21 protein-coding genes are annotated in these 20,728 nt (G+C 67.2%); 6 read left to right on the top strand and 15 right to left on the bottom strand.

What is annotated here, in order from left to right:
- Nucleotides 1-10: 10 nt before the first annotated feature.
- Together AC5Y42_RS15425 and AC5Y42_RS15420 are read right to left on the bottom strand one after the other, a co-directional pair.
- Entirely contained in the window at nt 11-685 is a 675-nt protein-coding gene (locus AC5Y42_RS15425) for a GNAT family N-acetyltransferase (RefSeq protein WP_499899308.1), read from the bottom strand.
- Between the two features lie 28 nt (nt 686-713).
- Nucleotides 714-1,841 carry a M24 family metallopeptidase gene (locus AC5Y42_RS15420; protein ID WP_499899307.1) on the bottom strand — a complete coding sequence of 376 codons (1,128 nt, stop codon included), beginning with the start codon at nt 1,839-1,841 and terminating at the stop codon, nt 714-716.
- A 111-nt stretch (nt 1,842-1,952) separates the two neighbouring features.
- On the opposite strand from AC5Y42_RS15420, the gene AC5Y42_RS15415 reads away from it, so the two are divergent.
- Nucleotides 1,953-2,909 (top strand): 5'-3' exonuclease, encoded by a 957-nt coding sequence (locus AC5Y42_RS15415; protein WP_499899305.1) that lies wholly within the window; start codon nt 1,953-1,955, stop codon nt 2,907-2,909.
- A 7-nt stretch (nt 2,910-2,916) separates the two neighbouring features.
- On the opposite strand, the gene AC5Y42_RS15410 is transcribed toward AC5Y42_RS15415, so the two are convergent.
- The 12 genes from AC5Y42_RS15410 to arc form a co-directional block, all read right to left on the bottom strand.
- A complete protein-coding gene (locus AC5Y42_RS15410; RefSeq protein ID WP_499899304.1) occupies nt 2,917-3,705 on the bottom strand; it encodes a DUF4333 domain-containing protein in 789 nt (262 codons plus the stop codon).
- 59 nt (nt 3,706-3,764) lie between these two features.
- Nucleotides 3,765-6,527, bottom strand: coding sequence for a DEAD/DEAH box helicase (locus AC5Y42_RS15405; RefSeq protein WP_499899302.1), 2,763 nt, complete (start codon nt 6,525-6,527; stop codon nt 3,765-3,767).
- The gene (tatC, locus tag AC5Y42_RS15400; protein WP_499899365.1) at nt 6,511-7,446 is read right to left on the bottom strand and encodes a twin-arginine translocase subunit TatC; all 936 of its coding nucleotides are present in this window, start codon (nt 7,444-7,446) and stop codon (nt 6,511-6,513) included. The genes AC5Y42_RS15405 and tatC overlap by 17 nt, the downstream gene beginning before the upstream one ends.
- Nucleotides 7,447-7,491: 45 nt before the next feature.
- Nucleotides 7,492-7,731: a Sec-independent protein translocase subunit TatA gene (gene tatA / locus AC5Y42_RS15395; protein WP_499899300.1), complete on the bottom strand. Its 240-nt coding sequence runs from the start codon at nt 7,729-7,731 to the stop codon at nt 7,492-7,494.
- Between the two features lie 29 nt (nt 7,732-7,760).
- A complete protein-coding gene (locus AC5Y42_RS15390; protein WP_499899299.1) occupies nt 7,761-8,723 on the bottom strand; it encodes a helix-turn-helix transcriptional regulator in 963 nt (320 codons plus the stop codon).
- The gene (locus AC5Y42_RS15385; protein ID WP_499899298.1) at nt 8,720-9,697 is read right to left on the bottom strand and encodes a helix-turn-helix transcriptional regulator; all 978 of its coding nucleotides are present in this window, start codon (nt 9,695-9,697) and stop codon (nt 8,720-8,722) included. The genes AC5Y42_RS15390 and AC5Y42_RS15385 overlap by 4 nt, the downstream gene beginning before the upstream one ends.
- Before the next feature lie 18 nt (nt 9,698-9,715).
- A complete protein-coding gene (pafA, locus tag AC5Y42_RS15380) occupies nt 9,716-11,074 on the bottom strand; it encodes a Pup--protein ligase (protein WP_499899296.1) in 1,359 nt (452 codons plus the stop codon).
- 173 nt (nt 11,075-11,247) lie between these two features.
- A complete protein-coding gene (gene prcA / locus AC5Y42_RS15375) occupies nt 11,248-11,997 on the bottom strand; it encodes a proteasome subunit alpha (RefSeq protein ID WP_499899294.1) in 750 nt (249 codons plus the stop codon).
- Complete coding sequence (prcB, locus tag AC5Y42_RS15370; protein WP_499899293.1) at nt 11,994-12,872, bottom strand: proteasome subunit beta; 879 nt, start codon at nt 12,870-12,872, stop codon at nt 11,994-11,996. The genes prcA and prcB overlap by 4 nt, the downstream gene beginning before the upstream one ends.
- A complete protein-coding gene (locus AC5Y42_RS15365) occupies nt 12,869-13,063 on the bottom strand; it encodes a ubiquitin-like protein Pup (RefSeq protein WP_062540654.1) in 195 nt (64 codons plus the stop codon). Before AC5Y42_RS15365 ends, prcB begins: the two co-directional genes overlap by 4 nt.
- Nucleotides 13,064-13,169: 106 nt before the next feature.
- Entirely contained in the window at nt 13,170-14,678 is a 1,509-nt protein-coding gene (dop, locus tag AC5Y42_RS15360; protein ID WP_499899291.1) for a pup deamidase/depupylase, read from the bottom strand.
- 137 nt (nt 14,679-14,815) lie between these two features.
- Nucleotides 14,816-16,642 carry a proteasome ATPase gene (gene arc / locus AC5Y42_RS15355; RefSeq protein WP_499899290.1) on the bottom strand — a complete coding sequence of 609 codons (1,827 nt, stop codon included), beginning with the start codon at nt 16,640-16,642 and terminating at the stop codon, nt 14,816-14,818.
- 142 nt (nt 16,643-16,784) lie between these two features.
- Here arc and AC5Y42_RS15350 point away from each other — a divergent pair, with 142 nt between their 5' ends.
- From AC5Y42_RS15350 to AC5Y42_RS15340, 3 genes are read left to right on the top strand one after another with little or no spacing between them, the layout of a single operon-like run.
- A complete protein-coding gene (locus AC5Y42_RS15350; RefSeq protein WP_499899364.1) occupies nt 16,785-17,288 on the top strand; it encodes an MTB12 family secreted protein in 504 nt (167 codons plus the stop codon).
- 15 nt (nt 17,289-17,303) lie between these two features.
- A complete protein-coding gene (gene lppK, locus AC5Y42_RS15345; protein ID WP_499899289.1) occupies nt 17,304-17,858 on the top strand; it encodes a lipoprotein LppK in 555 nt (184 codons plus the stop codon).
- A 7-nt stretch (nt 17,859-17,865) separates the two neighbouring features.
- Entirely contained in the window at nt 17,866-18,159 is a 294-nt protein-coding gene (locus AC5Y42_RS15340; RefSeq protein ID WP_499899288.1) for a DUF503 domain-containing protein, read from the top strand.
- A gap of 6 nt (nt 18,160-18,165) precedes the next feature.
- Here the strand turns inward: AC5Y42_RS15340 and trmI are convergent, their stop codons facing one another.
- On the bottom strand, nt 18,166-18,993 hold the full coding sequence (gene trmI / locus AC5Y42_RS15335) for a tRNA (adenine(58)-N(1))-methyltransferase TrmI (RefSeq protein ID WP_499899286.1): 828 nt from the start codon (nt 18,991-18,993) through the stop codon (nt 18,166-18,168).
- Between the two features lie 74 nt (nt 18,994-19,067).
- Between trmI and AC5Y42_RS15330 the strand changes: the two genes are divergently transcribed.
- Both AC5Y42_RS15330 and AC5Y42_RS15325 read left to right on the top strand, forming a co-directional pair.
- Nucleotides 19,068-19,946: a RecB family exonuclease gene (locus AC5Y42_RS15330; protein WP_499899285.1), complete on the top strand. Its 879-nt coding sequence runs from the start codon at nt 19,068-19,070 to the stop codon at nt 19,944-19,946.
- Nucleotides 19,943-20,725 (top strand): thioesterase family protein, encoded by a 783-nt coding sequence (locus AC5Y42_RS15325; RefSeq protein WP_499899284.1) that lies wholly within the window; start codon nt 19,943-19,945, stop codon nt 20,723-20,725. The genes AC5Y42_RS15330 and AC5Y42_RS15325 overlap by 4 nt, the downstream gene beginning before the upstream one ends.
- The last annotated feature ends 3 nt before the right edge of the window (nt 20,726-20,728 follow it).

Genomic DNA, 20,728 nt, shown 5'->3' with positions numbered 1-20,728 from the left:
GGTCGGCCCGCTAGCCGGTGTGAGCGTCGCGGGCGCCGGGCGCTCGGATGACCAGCGGTACCGCGGGGAAATAGGCCGCCAGCTCCGGTCGCGACTTGCCCAGGGCGGCAGTGCCGTAGCCGCGGTGGCGGCAGTCGGGATGGATCCAGATCCGGACGTGCACCTCGTGGCCGATGAGCTCGCCGAAGACCATGCCGACCTTCTGCGCGCCGTCGACTGCGACGAACCAGGCGGCATCCTCGGCGTCGATTCGGGCCAGCGCCGCGCGGATCTCGTCGTCGAGGGTGCCGGCGGGCCCGCCCGACCCGTCGCCCGCGCCGCCGATCTCCTCGGTGCGCACACCGAAGATGTCGCGATCCGCCTCGCCGGCGAACGGCCGCAGCGCCAGACTTTCGCCCGAGCTCGCGGGCCGCTCCTGCAGGGTAAAGCTCAGTTGGGTGTTCAGATCGTCGAGTTCGGCAGCGATCCGCTTACGGGAATCCTTGGTGAGTTGGTCGAACGACATTCCCATCACCGCCTCGCTGCCCCGGTGCGAAATGCCCAGCGAGGCGACGATCGCCTCCACTGCTGCAGGTCGGTCGTCCGCCTCCACGATCACGTCCAAGACCTCGTGGCGACGTTCCAGGGCGAGGAGCAAAGCGTCGGCGATTTCCCGACGGGCGGCGGCACGGTCGTGGTTGCTCATCGCCCGAGCCTAGTCGTTGCGCCGGGAGTCAGTCGATTGGAACCACGACCAGTTCATGCGGTTGCTGGTTCACCGGCTCGGCGCCGTTTTCGGTCACCACCACGATGTCCTCGATGCGGGCCCCCCAGTGGCCGGGAAAGTAGATGCCCGGCTCGACGGAAAACGCCATGCCCGCTGTCAGCGCCACGCCGTTGCCGGCGACGATGTAAGGCTCTTCGTGCACGGACAGCCCGATACCGTGCCCGGTGCGGTGCACGAAGTACTCGCCGAGGCCGGCCTCGGTGAGCACTTCGCGGGCGGCGGCATCCACTTCCTGCGCCGTCATACCCGGGCGAACCGCATCCACGGCCGTGCGCTGCGCACGCTGCAGCACTGAATACTGTTGCGCTACTTCAGCGCTGGGCTCACCGATGCTGTAGGTCCGCGTCGAGTCGGAGTGGTATCCGGGCTCGTAGGAGCCACCGATGTCGACGACGACGATGTCCCCGGCGTGAAGTTCGCGGTCGGAGCATTCGTGATGCGGGTCGGCGCCGTGCGGGCCGGACCCGACGATGATGAATGCAACTTCCGAATGACCTTCGGCGACAATCGCTTCGGCGATGTCCGCGGCGACGTCGGCCTCGGTTCGGCCCGGCACCAGAAATTCCGGCACCCGGGCGTGCACCCGGTCGATCGCCGCGCCCGCCTTGCGCAGAGCGTCGATCTCGGCGGCATCCTTGACCATCCGCAGCTCGCGCAGCACCTCGGTGGCCAGTACCGGCAGTACCCCGAGGACATCGGCCAGCGGCAACAGATGCAACGCCGGCATGGCATCGGTGACCGCCGTCGCCACTGGGGCGCCGCCGAGTGCCGCGGCGACCAGTTGATAGGGGTTGTCGCCATCGACCCAATCGGCCACTGCCAGGCCCAGATCCGCGGCAGCCGACTCCTTGAGCGCGGCCAGCTCCAGCCGCGGCACCACCACGGTGGGGTCACCGGAGGCGGGCAACACCAGCGCGGTGAGCCGTTCGAAGGTCTGTGCCCGCGAACCGATCAGATACCGCAGGTCGTAGCCGGGGGTGATCACCAAACCCGCCAGGCCCGCGTCGGCGGTGGCGGCGGCCGCTGCGGCGAGGCGGCGGGCGTACACGTCGGTGTCGAATCGGCGGGAATTCACGCCTGCCAGGCTAGCCCGGGGCCACACCGGGCCGAACGTCGAGTTGTCGGGGCGATTTCGGGCAGCGGACGACGACAAGTCGACGCTCGCCGACGTGAGACGATGGCGGGCATGTCTGCACCTCTGCTGCTGCTTGACGGTGCCAGCATGTGGTTCCGCGCCTACTACGGGGTGCCGTCGTCGATCACGTCACCCGACGGCCGGCCGGTGAACGCGGTCCGCGGCTTTTTGGACTCGATGGCGCTGGTGATCACCAAGCAGCGACCCGGCCGGCTGGTGGTGTGCCTGGACCTGGACTGGCGCCCGCAGTTCCGGGTGGACGCCATCCCGTCATACAAGGCGCACCGCGTCGAGCAGGAAAACCCCGACGGCCAGCCGGATGTCGAGGAAGTGCCCGACGAGTTGTCCCCGCAGGTGGAGGTGATCGAGGCGATCCTGGACGCGTTCGGCATTGCCGCCGGTGGCGCGCCCGGCTTCGAGGCCGACGACGTCATCGGCACACTGGCCGCCGCCGAACGCCGCGACCCCGTCGTCGTCGTCAGCGGCGACCGCGACCTGTTACAGGTGGTCGGCGACGATCCGGTCCGGGTTCGGGTGCTGTACCTGGGCCGCGGCTTGACCAACGCGACGCTGATGGGGCCGGCCGAGGTGGCCGACCGCTACGGTGTGCCCGCCGATCGGGCCGGCGCCGGCTACGCCGAGCTGGCGTTGCTGCGCGGCGATCCGTCCGACGGGCTGCCCGGTGTCCCCGGTATCGGCGAGAAGACCGCAGCGACACTACTGGCTCAGCATGGCTCACTGGCGGGCATCCTGGCTGCCGTCGACGACCCGAAATCGTCGCTGTCCAAAGGCCTTCGGCGGAAACTCCAGGAGGCCGCCGACTACGTCGAAGCCGCCGGGCCGGTGGTGCGGGTGGCCACCGACGCGCCGGTCACGTTGTCGACGCCGACCGATGCGCTGCCGCTGGCGGCCGCCGACCCCAAGACCGTCGCGGAGCTGGCACACCGGTTCGGCGTCGGCTCGTCGATCACCCGGCTGCAGAAAGCGCTGGACTCGCTACCAGGTTGACGGCGGCTTATTTGGGCCGGCCGACCTCGTAGGTGCCCTTGTTGTCCTGGAAAGTCACGGTCACTTGCCGTTTGGAGCCGTCGATGCTGACGTTGCAGTCGAAAGTTCCGCCCTTTTTGACGACCGGGTTCTGACCGTCGTTGCACTTGACGTCTTTGACGTTCTTGGCGCCGTAGCCGTTGGTCTCGTCGGAAAGAATTTGCTGCACACCGGTCTGCGCCTTGTTGATGTCGAGCTTGGTGGTCACGAAAAACCCAGGCGCCCAGAAGCCCAGCACCAGAATCACCGCGACAACCACAGCGGCGAACACTCCGATGACCGTGCCGATCACTGCTCGCGAACGCTGTGACCCCGGCGGCGGCGGACCGTACTGGCCCGGCTGTGGCGGGTATTGGCCGTACTGGCCCGGTGGATATTGGCCGTACTGCCCCGGCTGCCCGTACTGGGTGGGCTGGCCGTACTGGCCCGGCTGACCGTATTGGCCCGGCTGCGCGCCGTATTGCTCGGTCTGCGCGCCATACTGCTCGGACTGCGGGTAGGCCGGTGGTTGTGCATACGGCTGCGACGGCGGATAGAACTGGCCGGGCTGCTGGTACTGCGGATACTCGGTGGGCGTGTACGCCGGCGCCTGCCAGGTCTGCTGCTCGGCGGACGGCTGCTGCCAACTCTGCTGCTCGGCGCCGGATGACTGCTGCCAGGGCGAAGCCTGCGCAGTCGGCTGATCGGTGGATTGCTGGTCCTCGCCCTGCGGCGGCTGCCACGGCTGCGTCGGGTCGGATCCCTGCGGTCCACTCATCGTGTTCTCGGTCCTCTCAGTACTGGCACTGCCGTATATAACCGTAACCGGAGCTCAGCCTACCCGGCGTCAACTGCGACGACGCCGCGCCGAATGGCGTCGATCGCGCGTTTCGCGCTGACCCGCAGGTCCGGTTGCGGCGCAGCGTTGCGCACCTGGTCCAACAGGTCGAGCACCTGCCGGCACCAGCGCACAAAGTCCCCGGCCGACAATGGCGAACCGCCACCCTCGCTGTCGGCGGCAGCTAACGCCGAGGCCAAGTCGCCACTGCTGGCCCAGCGATAGATCGCAGCGACAAACCCGTCGTCGGGCTCGCGGGTCGGTGTGAGACGGTGCCGCTGCTCGTCAGCACGCAACCCCGCCGAGAGCCGTCGCGTCCGGTGCAGCGCCTGGCGCAACTGCGCGGGCAGCGCTTCCGCGCGTTGCAGCGGCGGCCCCGGACCGTCAGAGCCGCGCGTCTCGTAGAGCACCGTCGAGAGCACCGCGGCCAGTTCTGCCGGCCGCAGGCCGGCCCACGCCCCGGTGCGTAGGCATTCGGCCACCAACAGGTCGCTTTCGCTGTAGATCCGGGCCAACAGCCGGCCGTCGTCAGTGACCTGCGGATCGTCGTCGCCGGCGCGGATGAACCCGCGCTCGGTGAGCAACCCGACGATGCGGTCGAAGGTGCGCGCCAACGAGTTGGTGGCCGCGGCCACCTTCTTCTGCAGCTGCTCGTTATCGCGCTCAATCCGCAGATAACGCTCCGCGACCCGCATCTGGGTTTCGCGGTCGGATGCCTGATGGGCGGGATGACGACGCATCAGTTCGCGCAGCGACGCCAGCTCGGGATCCACATCGGGGCCCTCAGATGCCTGGCCGCTTCGCCGGCCCCGGGTCGACGGGGCAACCACTCCGGCAGCCGCCGAGCGCAGCGCCGACGCCAGATCCCGCCGGACCCGCGGCTGGCGGTGCTCAACCCGTTTGGGCAAGCTCATCGACCCGACCGGCGTCGCCGCCCCGGAGTAGTCCGCCGACGAAATCCGGCCGGCCCAGCGGTGTTCGGTGAGCACCAACGGCCGGGGATCGGAGCCGTCCCGGGCGGATTCCAGCACCACCGCCAAGCCGCCGCGGCGGCCGTGCGGGATCGTGATGATGTCGCCGCGGCGCAACGCGGCCAATGCGTCGTTGGCGGCCTGCCGCCGCTGCAACCGCGAGGCGCGGGCCTGCGTGCGTTCCCGTTGCGAGATCTGTTCGCGCAGCCGGGCGTAGTCGAGGATCGGCGCCTCGGGACCGCCCAGCCCGCTCGCGATCTCCTCGAGCATCCGCTCGCCCCGCTCGACGCCGCGGACCAGCCCGACGACCGAGCGGTCAGCCTGGTATTGGGCGAACGACTGCTCCAGCAGCCGGTGCGCCTGCTCGGGGCCCAGTTGGTGGACGAGATTGATCGTCATGTTGTACGACGGGGCGAACGAACTGCGCAGCGGGAAGGTGCGGGTGGAGGCCAGGCCGGCGACTTCGGCCGGTTCGATATCGGGATGCCAGATCACCACCGCGTGGCCTTCCACGTCGATGCCGCGTCTACCGGCCCGGCCGGTCAGCTGGGTGTACTCCCCCGGCGTCAGCGGAACGTGTTGCTCGCCGTTGAACTTGACCAGCCGTTCCAGCACGACCGTGCGCGCCGGCATGTTGATGCCCAGCGCCAGGGTCTCGGTGGCGAATACCGCCTTGACCAACCCGGCGGTGAACAGCTCTTCGACGGTGTGCCGAAACACCGGCAACAGCCCGGCATGATGGGCGGCCAAACCGCGTAACAGGCCCTCGCGCCACTCGTAGTAGCCGAGCACGTCGAGGTCGGCGTCGGCCAGATCGCCGCAGCGATGGTCGATCACCTCGGCGATCCGCGCCCGGTCCTCCTCGGTGGTCAGCCGCAGCGACGAGCGCAGACATTGGCCGACCGCCGCGTCACATCCGGCGCGGGAGAACACGAACGTGATCGCAGGCAGCAGGCCTTCGCGGTCCAGCGCGGTGATCACGTCCGGGCGCGGCGGCGGCCGGTACATGGTGGGCCGGCCGGGCCGCCCCGGGTTACGGTGGCGCGGACGCCAGTCGGCGAGCCGATCTGCCTCCCGGCGATGCGCGATGTGGCGCACCAGGTTGGGGTCGACGTGGGGCTGATGCTTGGCACCGTCGCCGTCGTAGTCGAACAGGTCGAAGAGGCGTTTACCGACCAGCATGTGCTGCCACAACGGCACCGGCCGGTGCTCGTCGACCACCACCGCGGTGTCGCCGCGTACGGTCTGGATCCAGCCGCCGAACTCCTCGGCGTTGCTCACCGTCGCCGAGAGGCTGACCAGCCGCACCTCGTCGGGCAGATGCAAGATCACCTCTTCCCACACCGCGCCGCGCATCCGGTCGGCCAAGAAGTGCACCTCGTCCATGACCACGTGGGAAAGCCTTTGCAGTGCAGGCGAACCGGCATACAGCATGTTGCGCAGCACTTCGGTGGTCATCACCACCACGGGTGCATTGGCGTTGACCGACAGGTCGCCGGTGAGCAAGCCGATCCGGTCTTTGCCGTAGCGGGCGACGAAGTCGGAGTGCTTCTGATTGCTCAGTGCTTTCAACGGGGTGGTGTAGAAGCACTTACCTCCCGCGGCAAGAGCCAAATGGACCGCGAACTCGCCGACCACGGTCTTGCCGGCTCCGGTCGGCGCGCAGACCAAGACTCCGTGGCCGCGCTCGAGCGCCGCACACGCCTGCTGCTGGAAACCGTCGAGCCCGAAGGCCAGTTCCGCGGTGAACCGCGCCAGCTCGCCCGAGTGGGCGTCAGGTGACGTCGTCATGGGATCCGGCGCTGCCCGACGGCGTCGCCACCGCCGACGGCGGTTCGATGGTCGAGGCCTCCTCGTCGGGAACCGCAGTCAGCGCTTCGCGCTTAGCTTTCCGTTTGTCGTGCAGCCGCGCGATCTGGATGGCCAGTTCGAGCAGCAGGGTCAACGCCAGCCCGAGCGCGAGCATCGAGAACGGATCCGATCCGGGGGTGAAGATCGCCGCAAAGCAGAACACCGCGAAGATCAGGCCGCGCCGCCAGGACCGCAGCCGCGCATAACTCAGCACACCGGCCAAGTTGAGCATGACGATGAGCAACGGGAATTCGAAGCTGATGCCGAAAACCATCAGCAGGTTGATCAGGAATCCGAAGTACCGGTCGCCGGACAACGCGGTGACCTGGACGTCGCTGCCAACGGTCAGCAGGAAGTGCAACGCCTTCGACAACACCAGGTAGGCCAGCAGAGCACCGACAACGAACAGCACCGCGGCGGGAATGACGAAGGCCGCCGCGAAGCGCCGCTCCTTCTTGTAGAGCCCCGGCGTGATGAACGCCCACAGTTGGTAGAGCCACATCGGGCAGGCCAGCACGATGCCGGCGGTCAGCCCGACTTTGAGCCGCAACATGAACTGGTCGAACGGCGCAGTGGCCAGCAAGCGGCATTGCCCGTCGGCGCTGATCTCCGCGCGCGCCGAGGACGGCAACGCGCAGTACGGATGGCGCAGCCACTCCCCCAGACTTTCCACTCCGAACAGCGAGTGCGAGTACCAGACGAACCCCAGCGCGGTGGTCAGCACGATCGTGGCCAGCGAGATCAGCAGCCGGGTACGCAACTCGGTGAGGTGGTCGACGAGCGACATCGTCCCGTCTGGATTGGTGCGGGTACGACGCAGGCGCGGATCGAGCCGCCTGAATAAACCGGTGGTGCGCACGACGGTCAGTGGGTGACGCTCAGACACCCCGAGAGCGATCGCAGCCTAAGCCTGCCGATCCTGTCCGGCTGCGGGTGCCGGCGGGTCGACCCGCTCGGCCTGCACGGTTGTCGGGGCGGCCGGCGACTCCGACTTGCTTTCACTCTGCAGTTCACGGACCTCGGATTTGAAGATTCGCAACGACTTGCCCAGCGAACGCGCAGCGTCAGGGAGCCGCTTGGCACCGAACAGAATGACCACCACGACCGCGAGGATCGCCCAGTGCCACGGACTGAAACTGCCCACTTTGGTTACCTCCAGACGTCCAACCGATGCTACCGCAGCGCAGCCTCGTACATCTCCAGCGCCACTGCCGCGGTATCCCGTACCCGTTGCGCCAGCGCCTCAGGGGCCAGCACCCGCACCGCCGGTCCGAGGCCCAGCACCAGGCGTGTCATCCAGTCGTCGGAGGCATAGGTCATGGCCGCCTCGCAGTAGCCATCAGGCAACTCGCGCAGCATGCGCATCGGGTAGTACTCGAACATCCATGCCGCCGACGGGGCCAGCTCCAGGGTTGCCGAGGGCAGTGTGGGATCGGCATCGAACAGCGAGGTATCCGGCGGCGCGGCCAGGGCGGCTTCCGGCGGCGCGGCCGGCACATCGAGCACCTGCGCATCGACGATCCGGTCGAACCGGAACAGTCGCACGCCCTCGGCCTCACGTGACCACGCCTCCAAGTAACTGTGATCGCCGATCACCACGATCCGGATCGGGTCGACGATCCGGTGCGACAGGGTGTCGTGCGAGGCGGCGTAGTAGTCGATCGCCACAGCACGGTTGTCGCGTACTGCGGAACGCACCGCGGCCGTGGCCTGGCTTTCGGCCGGAGCCGGCTCGTCGACGGCTGCGCCGGATCCCCGCGCGGCGACACCGGCAGCGGTTTCGATCTTGGCGATCGCGCTGCGCGCCGCCTCCGGGTCGACCGCGCCGGGGATGTCCGCCAGTGCCCGCAACGCCATCAGCACAACGGTGGCTTCCGGCGAGGTCAGCCGCAGCGGCTTGTCCACGCCGGCCGAGAAGATCACCTCGATGGTGTCACCGGAGAAATCGAAGTCGATGTAGTCGTCCGGGTAGTAGCCGGGCAAACCGCACAAAAACAGCTGTTTCAGGTCTTCCTGCAACTGCTTGAGCGACACACCCAGGTCGGCGGCGGCTTTAGCGCGGGTGACCCGCGGATTGGCCTGAAAGTACGGCACCATGTTGAGCAGACGCACCAGCCGCGTCGATATCGCGGTCACGCCGGCGCTCCGATGTGAGCTCGCAGCCGGTCCAGCACGTCCTCGCGCAGCGACTCTGGTTCCAGCACGACGGCGTCGGCGCCGTACCCGGTGATCTCCTGCGCCAGCCGGTCGGTGGACCCGATGTCGAGTTCGATCACCTCGCCGTCGCGACCGCCCAATTGCCGCGTCTCGCCAGAGTTTCCGGCGCGCCTCAGCGCGGTGGCCCGCCCGTCGGCCACCCATACTCGCGCCTGCACGCCCGTCGGCGCGTCGGTCACCGCTTCGGCGACAATCGCGCGCAGGTTTACATCCGCCGGCTGGGTGACGGCGCCAGCCGGGCCGATCGCAGTGACGTTCGCGCCGATCCGCGACAACCGGAACACCCGAGTCGCGTCGCGGTCGCGATCGTGCCCGACCAGATACGGGCGGCCCTTCTCAATGATCACCCCCCACGGTTCGACAGTGCGCATCGTGTACGCGTCCGTCGGAGACGGCCGGTGTGGAAACCGCACGGCCTGCCCGTTTTGGATGGCCGTCAGCAGCGGACCAAAACTGTCTAGGCCGGCGGCCCCGGCCGGTGACGCGATGGCCACCGGCGCGTCGGGATCAAGGTCCATTCCGGCGGCCCGCAGCTTCAACAGCGCGCTCTGGGTGGCGGTGACCAACTCGGGCGATTCCCATAACTGGGTGGCGATCGCCACTGCGGCGGCCTCGTCGCCGGTCAGCTCGATGTCGGGCAGCGCGTAGGCGTCGCGGTTGATGCGGTAGCCCTCCACCGGATCGAACGACGACACCTTGCCGGTCTCCAACGGGATGCCGAGGTCGCGCAACTCGTTCTTGTCGCGCTCGAACATCCGGGAGAACGCTTCGGCATTGGGGCTGTCGTCGTAGCCCTTGACGGTGGACCGGATCTTGTCGGCGGTCACATAGCCGCGGGTATACAACAGCGCGATGACAAGGTTCATCAGCCGTTCGATTTTCGACGTCGCCACGGGCACCAGGGTAGAGGGCTACATGCTCGCGATCAGCCGCTTGACCCGCTCGTCGACTGATCGGAATGGGTCTTTGCACAGCACGGTGCGCTGGGCTTGGTCGTTGAGCTTGAGATGCACCCAGTCGACGGTGAAGTCGCGGCCGGCGGCCTGCGCAGCGCTGATGAATTCGCCGCGCAACCGGGCGCGGGTGGTCTGCGGCGGCTGGTCGACGGCCTCGTCGATTTCCTCATCGGTGGTGATCCGCGACGCCAGGCCCTTGCGCTGCAACAGATCGAACACCCCGCGCCCGCGTTTGATGTCGTGGTAGGCCAGGTCGAGTTGGGCGATCTTGGGGTCGGACAGCTCCATGCTGTAGCGGTCCTGATAACGCTGGAACAACTTACGTTTGATCACCCAGTCGATTTCGGTGTCGACCTTGGCGAAGTCTTGAGTTTCGACCGCATCAAGCTGGCGTCCCCAGAGGTCGACGACCTGCTCGATCTGGGCATTGGGCTCCCGAGTCTGCAAGTGCTCGACGGCCCGCGCGTAGTACTCCCGCTGGATATCCAGCGCGCTGGCCTGACGCCCGCCTGCGAGCCGCACCGGCCGTCGGCCAGTGACGTCGTGGCTGACCTCGCGGATCGCGCGGATAGGGTTGTCCAGCGAAAAGTCCCGGAACGCCACCCCGGCTTCGATCATCTCCAGCACCAGCGCGGCCGTGCCGACCTTGAGCATGGTAGTGGTCTCGCACATGTTGGAGTCGCCGACGATCACGTGCAGGCGCCGGTATTTTTCGGCGTCGGCGTGCGGCTCGTCGCGGGTGTTGATGATGGGGCGTGATCGCGTCGTTGCGCTCGACACGCCCTCCCAGATGTGTTCGGCACGCTGCGACAGGCAGAAGGTGGCGGCCTTGGGGGTTTGCAGCACCTTTCCCGCCCCGCAGATCAGCTGGCGGGTCACCAGAAACGGCAGCAGCACATCGGAGATGCGGGAGAACTCGCCGGCCCGCACGATCAGGTAGTTCTCGTGACAGCCGTAGGAGTTACCCGCCGAGTCGGTGTTGTTCTTGAACAGGTAGATGTCGCCACCGATGCCTTCGTCGGCCAGCCGCTGCTCGGCGTCGACGAGCAGATCTTCCAGCACCCGCTCCCCGGCCCGGTCATGGGTGACCAGTTGCACCAGGCTGTCGCATTCGGCGGTGGCGTACTCGGGGTGGCTGCCCACGTCCAGATACAGGCGTGCGCCGTTGCGCAGGAACACGTTCGAGCTCCGACCCCACGACACCACCCGGCGAAACAGGTAGCGCGCTACCTCGTCGGGGCTCAAGCGGCGGTGGCCGTGAAATGTGCAGGTAACACCGAATTCGGTCTCGATGCCCATAATCCGTCGCTGCACGTGATCGAGCGTACTTGTTGCCGTACGGGGACGGTGGGAAGCCTCGCCTGTGGACCTGTGGATATACGCCGGAATATCAGGGCGTCAGAAGACCCAGCAGTCACATCGGTCACAGCTATACCCGCAGCGAATCGATGACCAAGCTCTAAAGCGATATCACGGGCGATATCACGCTAGTCGCCCCTGTTCGACTCCTCCGGCGACTCGTCCGAGGCCGAATCCTCTTTCGGCAGCAGCCGTTCCAGCGCCGGGCCGGTGATCCGCCGGAACGCGCGACGCGGCCGACTGGCGTCGAGGATGGCCACCTCCAGCGTCGACACCCCGAGGGTGGGCTGATCGCCGTTGGCACTGCCGGCCCGCAGCGCGTCGACGGCAATCCGGACCGCGTCGGCCAGGTCGGCGTTTTCGGCATAGGAGTCCTTGAGCGCGGTGGTGATCGGCTCCGTCGTGCCGCCCATCACCACGTAATGCGGTTCGTCATTGATCGAGCCGTCGTAGGTGATCCGGTACAGCTCGGGCGCTTTGGTCTCGCCGTAGTGCGCGACCTCGGCCACGCACAACTCGACCTCGTACGGCTTGGCCTGCTCGGTGAAGATCGTGCCCAACGTCTGGGCGTACACATTGGCCAACTGCCGGCCGGTGACGTCGCGGCGATCGTAGGCATAGCCGCGGGTGTCGGCGAACTGGATTCCACCGCGGCGCAGGTTGTCGAATTCGTTGAACTTTCCCGCCGCCGCGAACGCGACCCGGTCATAGAGTTCACTGATCTTCTGCAGTGAGCGCGACGGGTTCTCGGCGACGAACAGCACACCACCGGAGTAAGCCAGCGCCACCACGCTACGGCCTCGGCCGATGCCCTTGCGGGCGAGCTCGCTGCGCTCGCGCATCGCCTGCTCGGGCGAGATGAAGTATGGAAAACTCACGCTTCACCCCGCTGCGCGTCAGGACCGAAAGTGTCTGCGCGGGAACGGCTTTCGATTACCTCTCGGGCCAGTTCGGCGATGCGCGGCTCAGCCACGTCGACCGCACCGTCAGCGTCGATGGTGACCGCGGTCGGATAGATCCCACGAACCAGGTCGGGGCCGCCGGTTGCCGAATCGTCGTCGGCGGCGTCGTAGAGCGCCTCGACGGCTACCCGCAACGCGGAGTCGGCGTCGCTCACCTGTGAGTACAGCTTCTTCATCGACGACTTGGCGAAAATCGATCCGGAACCCACCGATTGGTAACCCTCTTCTTCGAGGTTCCAGCCGCCCGCGGCGTCGAAGGACACGATGCGGCCCGCCTTCTGTGGGGCCGGGTCGTCGATGTCGTAGCCGGCCAACAGCGGCAACGCCACCAGACCCTGCAAGGCGGCCCCCAGGTTGCCGCGCACCATGGTCGCGAGCCGGTTGACCTTGCCCGAAAATGTGAGCGGGACGCCTTCCAGCTTCTCGTAGTGCTCCAGTTCGACAGCGTAGAGCCGGGCAAATTCGACGGCGATGGCCGCGGTACCGGCGATGCCGGTCGCGGTGTATTCGTCGGTGATGTAGACCTTTTGCACATCCCGCCCGGCGATCATGTTGCCCTGCGTCGAGCGCCGGTCGCCGGCGATGAGCACACCGCCCGGATACTTCAGCGCGACGATGGTCGTCCCGTGCGGCAATTGCCCGCTGGGCTCAACCCCACCAACGCCCATCGGTAACAACTCCGGCGCCTGACGACGCAGGAAATCAGCGAAAGACGACAGCTCTATAGGGCTAGCGGGGATTCCGGGGATTGCTGAGTTTGTGGCCAGGCGATCACGAAACGGCCAGGTCACTGGCCGCCCTTTTGGACGTATGCGCGCACGAAGTCCTCGGCGTTCTCTTCCAGAACGTCGTCGATTTCGTCGAGCAGATCGTCGGTTTCCTCGGTCAGCTTCTCGCGACGCTCTTGGCCCGCGGCGGTGCTGGCAGTCAGATCGTCGTCGTCTCCGCCGCCCCCGCCGCGCTTGGTCTGCTCTTGAGCCATCGCTGCCTCCTGCATCGTTATCGGCCGCGCATTACACGGCGGCCGGTTTCTCCAGCCTACCGGTCGACCCCGGTCTTGCCGCGGCTAACCATGCTCACTGTCCGGCTCACGTCGTCAGTTGCTCCACCAGTTCCGCCGCGCTGTCCACGGAATCCAACAGGGCACCGACGTGGGCCTTGCTGCCGCGCAGCGGCTCCAGCGTCGGGATACGCACCAGCGAGTCGCCGCCCAGGTCGAAAATCACCGAGTCCCAACTGGCCGCGGCGATATCGGCGCCGAACCGCCGCAGACACTCGCCGCGGAAGTAGGCCCGGGTATCGGTCGGCGGATTGTTTACCGCGCCCAGCACCTGCTGTTCGGTGACCAGCCGGCGCATCGAGCCGCGTGCCACCAACCGGTTGTACAGCCCCTTGTCCAGCCGGACATCGGAGTACTGCAGATCGACCAGATGCAACCGCGGCGCCGACCAGCTCAGGTTTTCCCGGTGCCGAAATCCCTCAAGCAACCGCAGCTTGGCCGGCCAGTCGAGCAGGTCGGCACAAGCCATCGGGTCGCGCTCGAGCTGGTCGAGGACTCCCGCCCAGGTTTGCACGACGTCGGCGGCGCGCGGATCCGGGTCACGTGAATCGACCAGCTTTGCGACCCGATCCAAGTAAATCCGTTGCAGCGCAAGCGCGGTCAGTTCACGTCCGTCGGCCAGCGCGACCGCGGTGCGCAGCGACGGGTCCCGGCTGATGGCGTGCACGGCATGAACCGGCCGCGCCAACGCCAGGTCAGTCAGGTCGATGCCGTGCTGAGGGCCCTCTTCGATGAGGTCGAGCACCAGCGCCGTCGTGCCTAACTTCAGATAGGTCGACGTTTCGGCGAGGTTGGCGTCACCGATGATCACGTGCAGCCGGCGGTAGCGGTCGGCGTCGGCGTGCGGCTCGTCGCGGGTGTTGATGATGCCGCGTTTGAGCGTGGTCTCCAGCCCGACTTCGACCTCGATGTAGTCGGCTCGCTGGGACAGCTGGAAGCCGGGCTCGTCGCCGGCGGGTCCGATGCCGACCCGTCCGGAGCCGGTGACTACCTGCCGCGACACCAGAAACGGGGTCAGGCCGGCGATGACGGCGGAGAACGGTGTCTGCCGGCTCATCAGATAGTTCTCGTGCGATCCGTAGGAGGCGCCCTTGCCGTCGACGTTGTTCTTGTACAGCTGCAGCTTGGCCGCCCCGGGCACGCTGGCGACGTGTCGGGCCGCCGCCTCCATCACCCGCTCGCCGGCCTTATCCCAGATCACCGCGTCGAGCGGGTCAGTGCATTCGGGGGCGGAGTATTCCGGATGTGCGTGGTCGACGTAGAGCCGCGCACCGTTGGTCAAGATCATGTTGGCGGCGCCGACCTCGTCGGCATCGACTACCGGCGGCGGCCCGGCCGAGCGACTCAGGTCGAAGCCGCGGGCATCCCGCAGCGGCGATTCCACCTCGTAATCCCAGCGGGTCCGTTTGGCCCGCTGGATGCCTGCGGCGGCGGCATAGGCCAGCACCGCCTGCGTGGAGGTCAGGATCGGGTTCGCAGTCGGGTCCGACGGCGACGAGATGCCGTACTCGACCTCGGTCCCGATGATTCGTTGCATGCTCTAAAGACTAGGCGACGGCTCAGCGGGCATCGTCTTGGCCGCGAACGTGCGTAAACCACGGTCTTTCTTTGGCGTGTCGACCGGGGACACGCACGCTCGCGGCAGAACGGCGGACCCCCGCGCGGCAGAACGGGTCAGAGGTACTGGCCGAGGTTGGACTCGGTGTCGATAGCGCGGCTGGCGCTCGAACTCTTGCCGGTGACCAGGGTGCGGATGTAGACGATCCGCTCGCCCTTCTTGCCCGAGATCCGTGCCCAGTCATCGGGATTGGTGGTGTTGGGCAGGTCCTCGTTCTCGGCGAACTCGTCGACGATCGAGTCGAGCAGATGCTGGATGCGCAGGCCCGGCTGGCCGGTCTCCAGCACCGACTTGATGGCGTTCTTCTTGGCCCGGTCGACGACGTTCTGGATCATGGCCCCGGAGTTGAAGTCCTTGAAGTACATGACTTCTTTGTCGCCGTTGGCGTAGGTGACCTCCAAGAACCGGTTGTCGTCGATCTCGGCGTACATCCGGTCGACCACCTTCTCGATCATCGCCTTGATGCACAGCGAACGGTCGCCGCCGAACTCCGCGAGGTCGTCGGCGTGCACCGGCAGCTCCTCGGTGAGGTACTTGGAGAAGATGTCCTGTGCCGCTTCGGCGTCCGGGCGTTCGATCTTGATCTTCACATCAAGGCGTCCGGGTCGCAGGATCGCCGGGTCGATCATGTCCTCGCGGTTGGAGGCGCCGATGACGATGACGTTCTCCAGCCCCTCCACGCCGTCGATCTCACTCAGCAGCTGCGGAACAACCGTCGTTTCGACGTCGGAGGAGACGCCGGTGCCGCGGGTACGGAAGATCGAGTCCATCTCGTCGAAGAACACGATCACCGGGGTGCCCTCCGACGCCTTCTCCCGGGCCCGCTGGAAGATCAGCCGGATGTGACGCTCGGTCTCGCCGACGAACTTGTTCAGCAGCTCGGGGCCCTTGATGTTGAGGAAGTAGGACTTCGCCTCGCGGGCGTCGTCGCCGCGCACCTCGGCCATCTTCTTGGCCAGCGAATTGGCAACGGCCTTGGCGATCAGCGTTTTACCGCAACCGGGCGGGCCGTAGAGCAGCACGCCTTTGGGCGGGCGCAACGCGTACTCCTTGTAGAGCTCCTTGTGCAGGAACGGCAACTCCACCGCGTCGCGGATCTGCTCGATCTGACGAGTCAGACCACCGATGTCCTCGTAGCTGACATCGGGCACCTCTTCGAGCACCAAGTCCTCGACCTCAGCCTTGGGGATGCGTTCGAACGCATACCCCGCCTTGGTATCGACCAGCAGCGAGTCGCCGGGGCGCAATTTGCGCGGACGGGTGTCGTCGTTGAGCGCGTCGGGGACGCCATCTGGCAAATCCGAGGCGACCAGCGGTTCGGCCAGCCAGACAATGCGTTCCTCGTCGGCGTGCCCGACGACCAGGGCCCGGTGACCGTCGCCCAGGATCTCCCGCAAGGTCGAGATCTCCCCGACCGATTCATAGGTTCCGGCCTCGACCACGGTCAGCGCTTCGTTGAGGCGAAGCGTCTGACCCTTCTTCAGCAATTTGACATCGATGTTGGGCGAGCATGTCAGGCGCATCTTGCGGCCCGAGGTGAACACATCGACGGTCTCGTCGTCGTGGGTGCCCAACAGCACGCCGTAGCCGCTGGGCGGCTGCCCGAGCCGGTCGACTTCCTCACGCAGCGCGAGCAGTTGTTGCCGAGCCTCCTTGAGGGTTTCCATCAATTTGGAATTGCGCGCCGCAAGCGAGTCGATGCGCGCCTCGAGTTGATGCACATCGCGCGCGCTGCGCGCGGCGCTTTGCGGCCCGACAGCGCTGTCCAACTGTTCGCGCAAAACAGCCGCCTCCCGCCGCAACTCCTCCAGCTCGGCCGCATCCTCGCTGGACAAGTCGGGTTCGCGGGAGGCTTCGAACGCTTCGCGCTCTGACTCACCCATGTTGCGCTCCTTTCTCGCCCCGAAGGAGGCGCGGCGGACACTCCAACGCTACCGGCGATTTTGGAATCATGCGGGATCTCGAAATAGGGCACACTGGCGCCGGAGTTAACATTTAGTTCGCGTCAGTCTGATCGAGAGGACAATCGTCACCGTGAAATCCCTAGCCACGGGTGTTGCCGCCGTCGCCGCAATCGGTGCGGCAGCCGCCGGTATGACTTTCAGTGCAGCCTCTACCGAGGCTGCGCCCCAGGTGCAACCGGTCGTGTTCGGCGCGCCGCTTCCGCTGGATCCCGCGGCTGACGTGCCGACTGCCGGCGAGCTGATCACCGTCCTCAACGAGCTGCAAAACCCCAGCGTTCCGTTCGCCGGCAAGGGCAACCTCGTCGAGGGCGGCGTCGGCGGGGTCGAGGGCCGTCTCGCTGACCGCCAACTGCAGAAGGCCGCGCAGCGTGGCTCGCTGCCACTGTCATTCAATGTGGCAAATATCGCACCGGCCGGTCCGGGTACCGCCTCGGCCGAGGTCACCGCCACCGGTCCGAATCTGGCACCGACCACTCAGAACATCACCTTCGTCAACCAGGGCGGCTGGAAGCTGTCCCGCGCCTCCGCCATGTCGCTGGTGCAGCAATTCCAGGCGGCGGGCTGACCGCTGCTGGATGCTTTGCCAGTCTCCAGGTACATCGGAGCAGCTTTGAGCGCCGCCACGGTTGTGGTGGCGCCCGGGCTGTCGGGATGTTCGGGCGCTGAACCGGATGCTGGTTCGTCCAGTTCCTCGTCGGCTGCGTCGACGCCGGGGTCGGTTGTGCTGACTTCGGAGGCCAAGGCGGTTGCTCCCGTGCCGCCGCCGGAGGCCCTCACCGGCGTGCTGTACCGCCTTGCGGATCCCGGAGTCGCCGGTACGGACAAGCTGAACCTGGTCGAGGGCGCCACCCCCGACGATGCTGCGGCGCTGGATAAATTCGCCACCGCGCTGCTGGACGGTGGATACGCCCCGATGACATTCGAAGCACGGGATATCGCGTGGTCGGACCGGAACCCAGCCGACGTGGTGGCCACCGTCGATGTCGGCACGCCGAACCCCGGTGCGGCCGGATTCTCGTTCCCGATGGAGTTCAAGCCTTATCAAGGGGGCTGGCAGTTGTCGCAGCGAACCGCGCAGATGCTGTTGACCTTCAGCGGATCTGGGCCCGGCCCGTCGTCGCCGCCAACTCCCTGAGCCGGCAATGTGGATGGGCTGGCTCGAGTTCGACCTGCTGCTCGGTGATGTGCGGTCACTCAAGCAGAAGCGGTCGGTGATTCGTCCGGTGGTGGCGGAGTTGCGTCGCAAGTTCAGCGTGTCGGCCGCCGAGACGGCGTCCCACGACCTGTACCGGCGGGCGGGTCTCGGTGTCGCCGTGGTGGGCGCCGACCGGAGTCACGTCACCGATGTGCTCGACTCGGCCGAACGCCTGGTGGCAGCCCACCCCGAGTTCGAGCTGCTGTCGGTGCGCCGCGGGTTTTCGCGCAGCGACGATTAACCGGGCTTAACGCTTGCGGCGCAGCGGTGTTGGGGTCACGGTCCCAGGTGCCAGCCGGCGGGCCGACACCAGAAACGCGGTGTGGCCGCGCATGTTGTGCTGCGGCCGCACCGCCAGGCCGACGACGTTCCAGCCGCGCTGCATCGTTTCCCAGGACCGCGGTTCGGTCCAGCATTGCTGCTCGCGCAGCGCCTCCACGGTCTTGGACAGCTGGGTGACGGTGGCGACATAGATCATCAGCACACCGCCGGCGACCAGTACCCGCGACACCGCCTCGAGCACATCCCACGGCGCCAGCATGTCGAGGACCACCCGATCGATCGAGCCGTCCGCTAGATCACAGTCCACCAGGTCGTCGACGATCAGCTGCCAGTTGTGCGGCGGGCTGCCGACAAATGTCTCCACATTGCGGCGGGCGTGTTCGGCGTGGTCGGCGCGCACCTCGTAGGAGATCAGTTGCCCGCCCGGGCCGACCGCACGCAGCAGCGAACACGCCAGCGCACCCGACCCGGCGCCGGCCTCGAGCACCCGAGCGCCCGGAAAGATGTCACCCTCGTGCACGATCTGGGCGGCGTCTTTGGGGTAGACCACCTGCGCCCCGCGCGGCATCGACATCACGTAGTCGACCAGCAGCGGACGCAGCACCAGAAACGGGTCACCATTGGCGGAATTGACCACGCTGCCTTCCGGTAGCCCGATTACCGCATCGTGGGCGATCGCCCCGCGGTGTGTGTGGAACTCGCTGCCCGGACTCAGCACCATCGTGTAGTGCCGGCCCTTGACGTCGGTGAGCTGGACGCGGTCACCGACGGTGAACGGGCCGGTTGCGGACATAATCGCCTAGCCTGCCAGCAGACGCGCCGTCTCGCGTGGCTGGGGTTGTCGGCCTAGGCTCCTAAGCTGCTGCCATGACCGGCCATCCGGATGCGCCTCGATCGCGACCGGCGTTGTCACCGTCGCGCGCGGCCGATTTCAAACAATGCCCGCTGCTGTATCGGTTCCGGGCGATCGACCGGTTGCCCGAGCCGCCGTCGTCGGCGCAGCTGCGGGGGTCGGTCGTGCACGCCGCGCTGGAGCAGCTGTATGCGCTGCCGGCTCCGCAGCGCGTTCCCGAGACCGCCCAGGCGCTGGTCGACCCGGCCTGGGACCAGGTGATCGCCGAGGAGCCCGGCCTGACCGACAGCGTGGAGCCGGAGCAACGCCGCCAACTTCTCGACGAGGCGCGCGCCTTGCTGTCGGGCTACTACCGGCTCGAAGACCCGACCCGGTTCGACCCGCAGAGCTGCGAGCAGCGCGTCGAGGTCGAACTGGCCGACGGCACGCTGCTGCGCGGATTCATCGACCGGATCGACGTCGCGTCCACCGGCGAGCTGCGGGTAGTCGACTACAAGACCGGAAAAGCGCCGCCGGAAGCGCGGGCCCTCGCCGAGTACAAGGCACTGTTCCAGATGAAGTTCTACGCCGTGGCGCTGCTGCGTTCACGCGGCGTGCTGCCCACCCGGTTGCGACTGATCTACCTGGCAGATGGCCAGCTGCTGGACTACACGCCCGACGAGGACGAGCTGCTGCGCTTCGAAAAGACGCTGATCGCGATCTGGCGCGCAATCCAATCAGCAGGGGCGACAGGCGATTTCCGGCCCCACCCGTCGCGGCTGTGCGACTGGTGTGCACACCGGGCGCGCTGCCCGGTCTATGGCGGCACACCGCCGCCCTACCCCGGCTGGCCGGAGCAACCCCACGAAGGTGGCGCGGACGCCGTCCTGCACCGGGCAGACCCGGCGGCGTGATCGGCTGCCACTACCGTCGGCTCTCAACCGAAGCCGACGTCCTGACGTTTGAATCCACCGACTTCACCCGCAGCAACTGGGCACCCGATCTGCAGCACGGGTCACCGCCACTGGCGCTGTTGACCAAGTCCATCGAGGCGCTGCTTACCGACACGCCGTTGCGGATCGGCCGGCTCAACCTTGACATTCTGGGCGCCATCCCGGTGGCTTCGGTGTCGGTGCGCGCCTGGATCGAGCGGCCGGGCAAGCGAATCTCCTTAGTGGCCGCCGAAATGCGTGACGGTAACGGCCGTCCGGTGGCACGAGTGAGCGCGTGGGCGCTGGCCCCCAGTGACACCGCCGACGTGGCCCGTGACCGCTACCCACCGCTGACCGAGGGTACGGCCGAACCGCTGCCACCGCACTGGTGGAATGTCGCGGGCTACATGAAGTCGGTGGAGTGGCGCCGGCAACCCGACGATGCGGCCGGAGCGGCGGTGTGGTGGCTGCGCCCGCTGGTGCATGTCGTCGACGGCGAGGACACTTCCCCGTTGCAGAACCTGGCCATGGTCGTCGATTCGGCCAACGGTGTCGGCGCGGCCCTGGACCCGCAGCGGTTCGTCTTCATGAACACCGACACCGTCGTGCATCTGCACCGGGCCCCGCGCGGAGCGGACTTCGGGCTGCGCGCCCGCGGCTCGATCGGGCCCGACGGCATCGGGGTGACCACCGCCGAGATCTTCGACCGCAGCGGGTTCATCGGTACCTGTGCCCAAACCCTGCTGGTGCAGCGCCGCTGACGC

The organism is Mycobacterium sp. NGS48 (assembly GCF_059812585.1).
The sequence above is the reverse complement of the archived record's forward strand: the minus strand, read 5'-3'. Positions and strand labels throughout refer to the sequence as shown.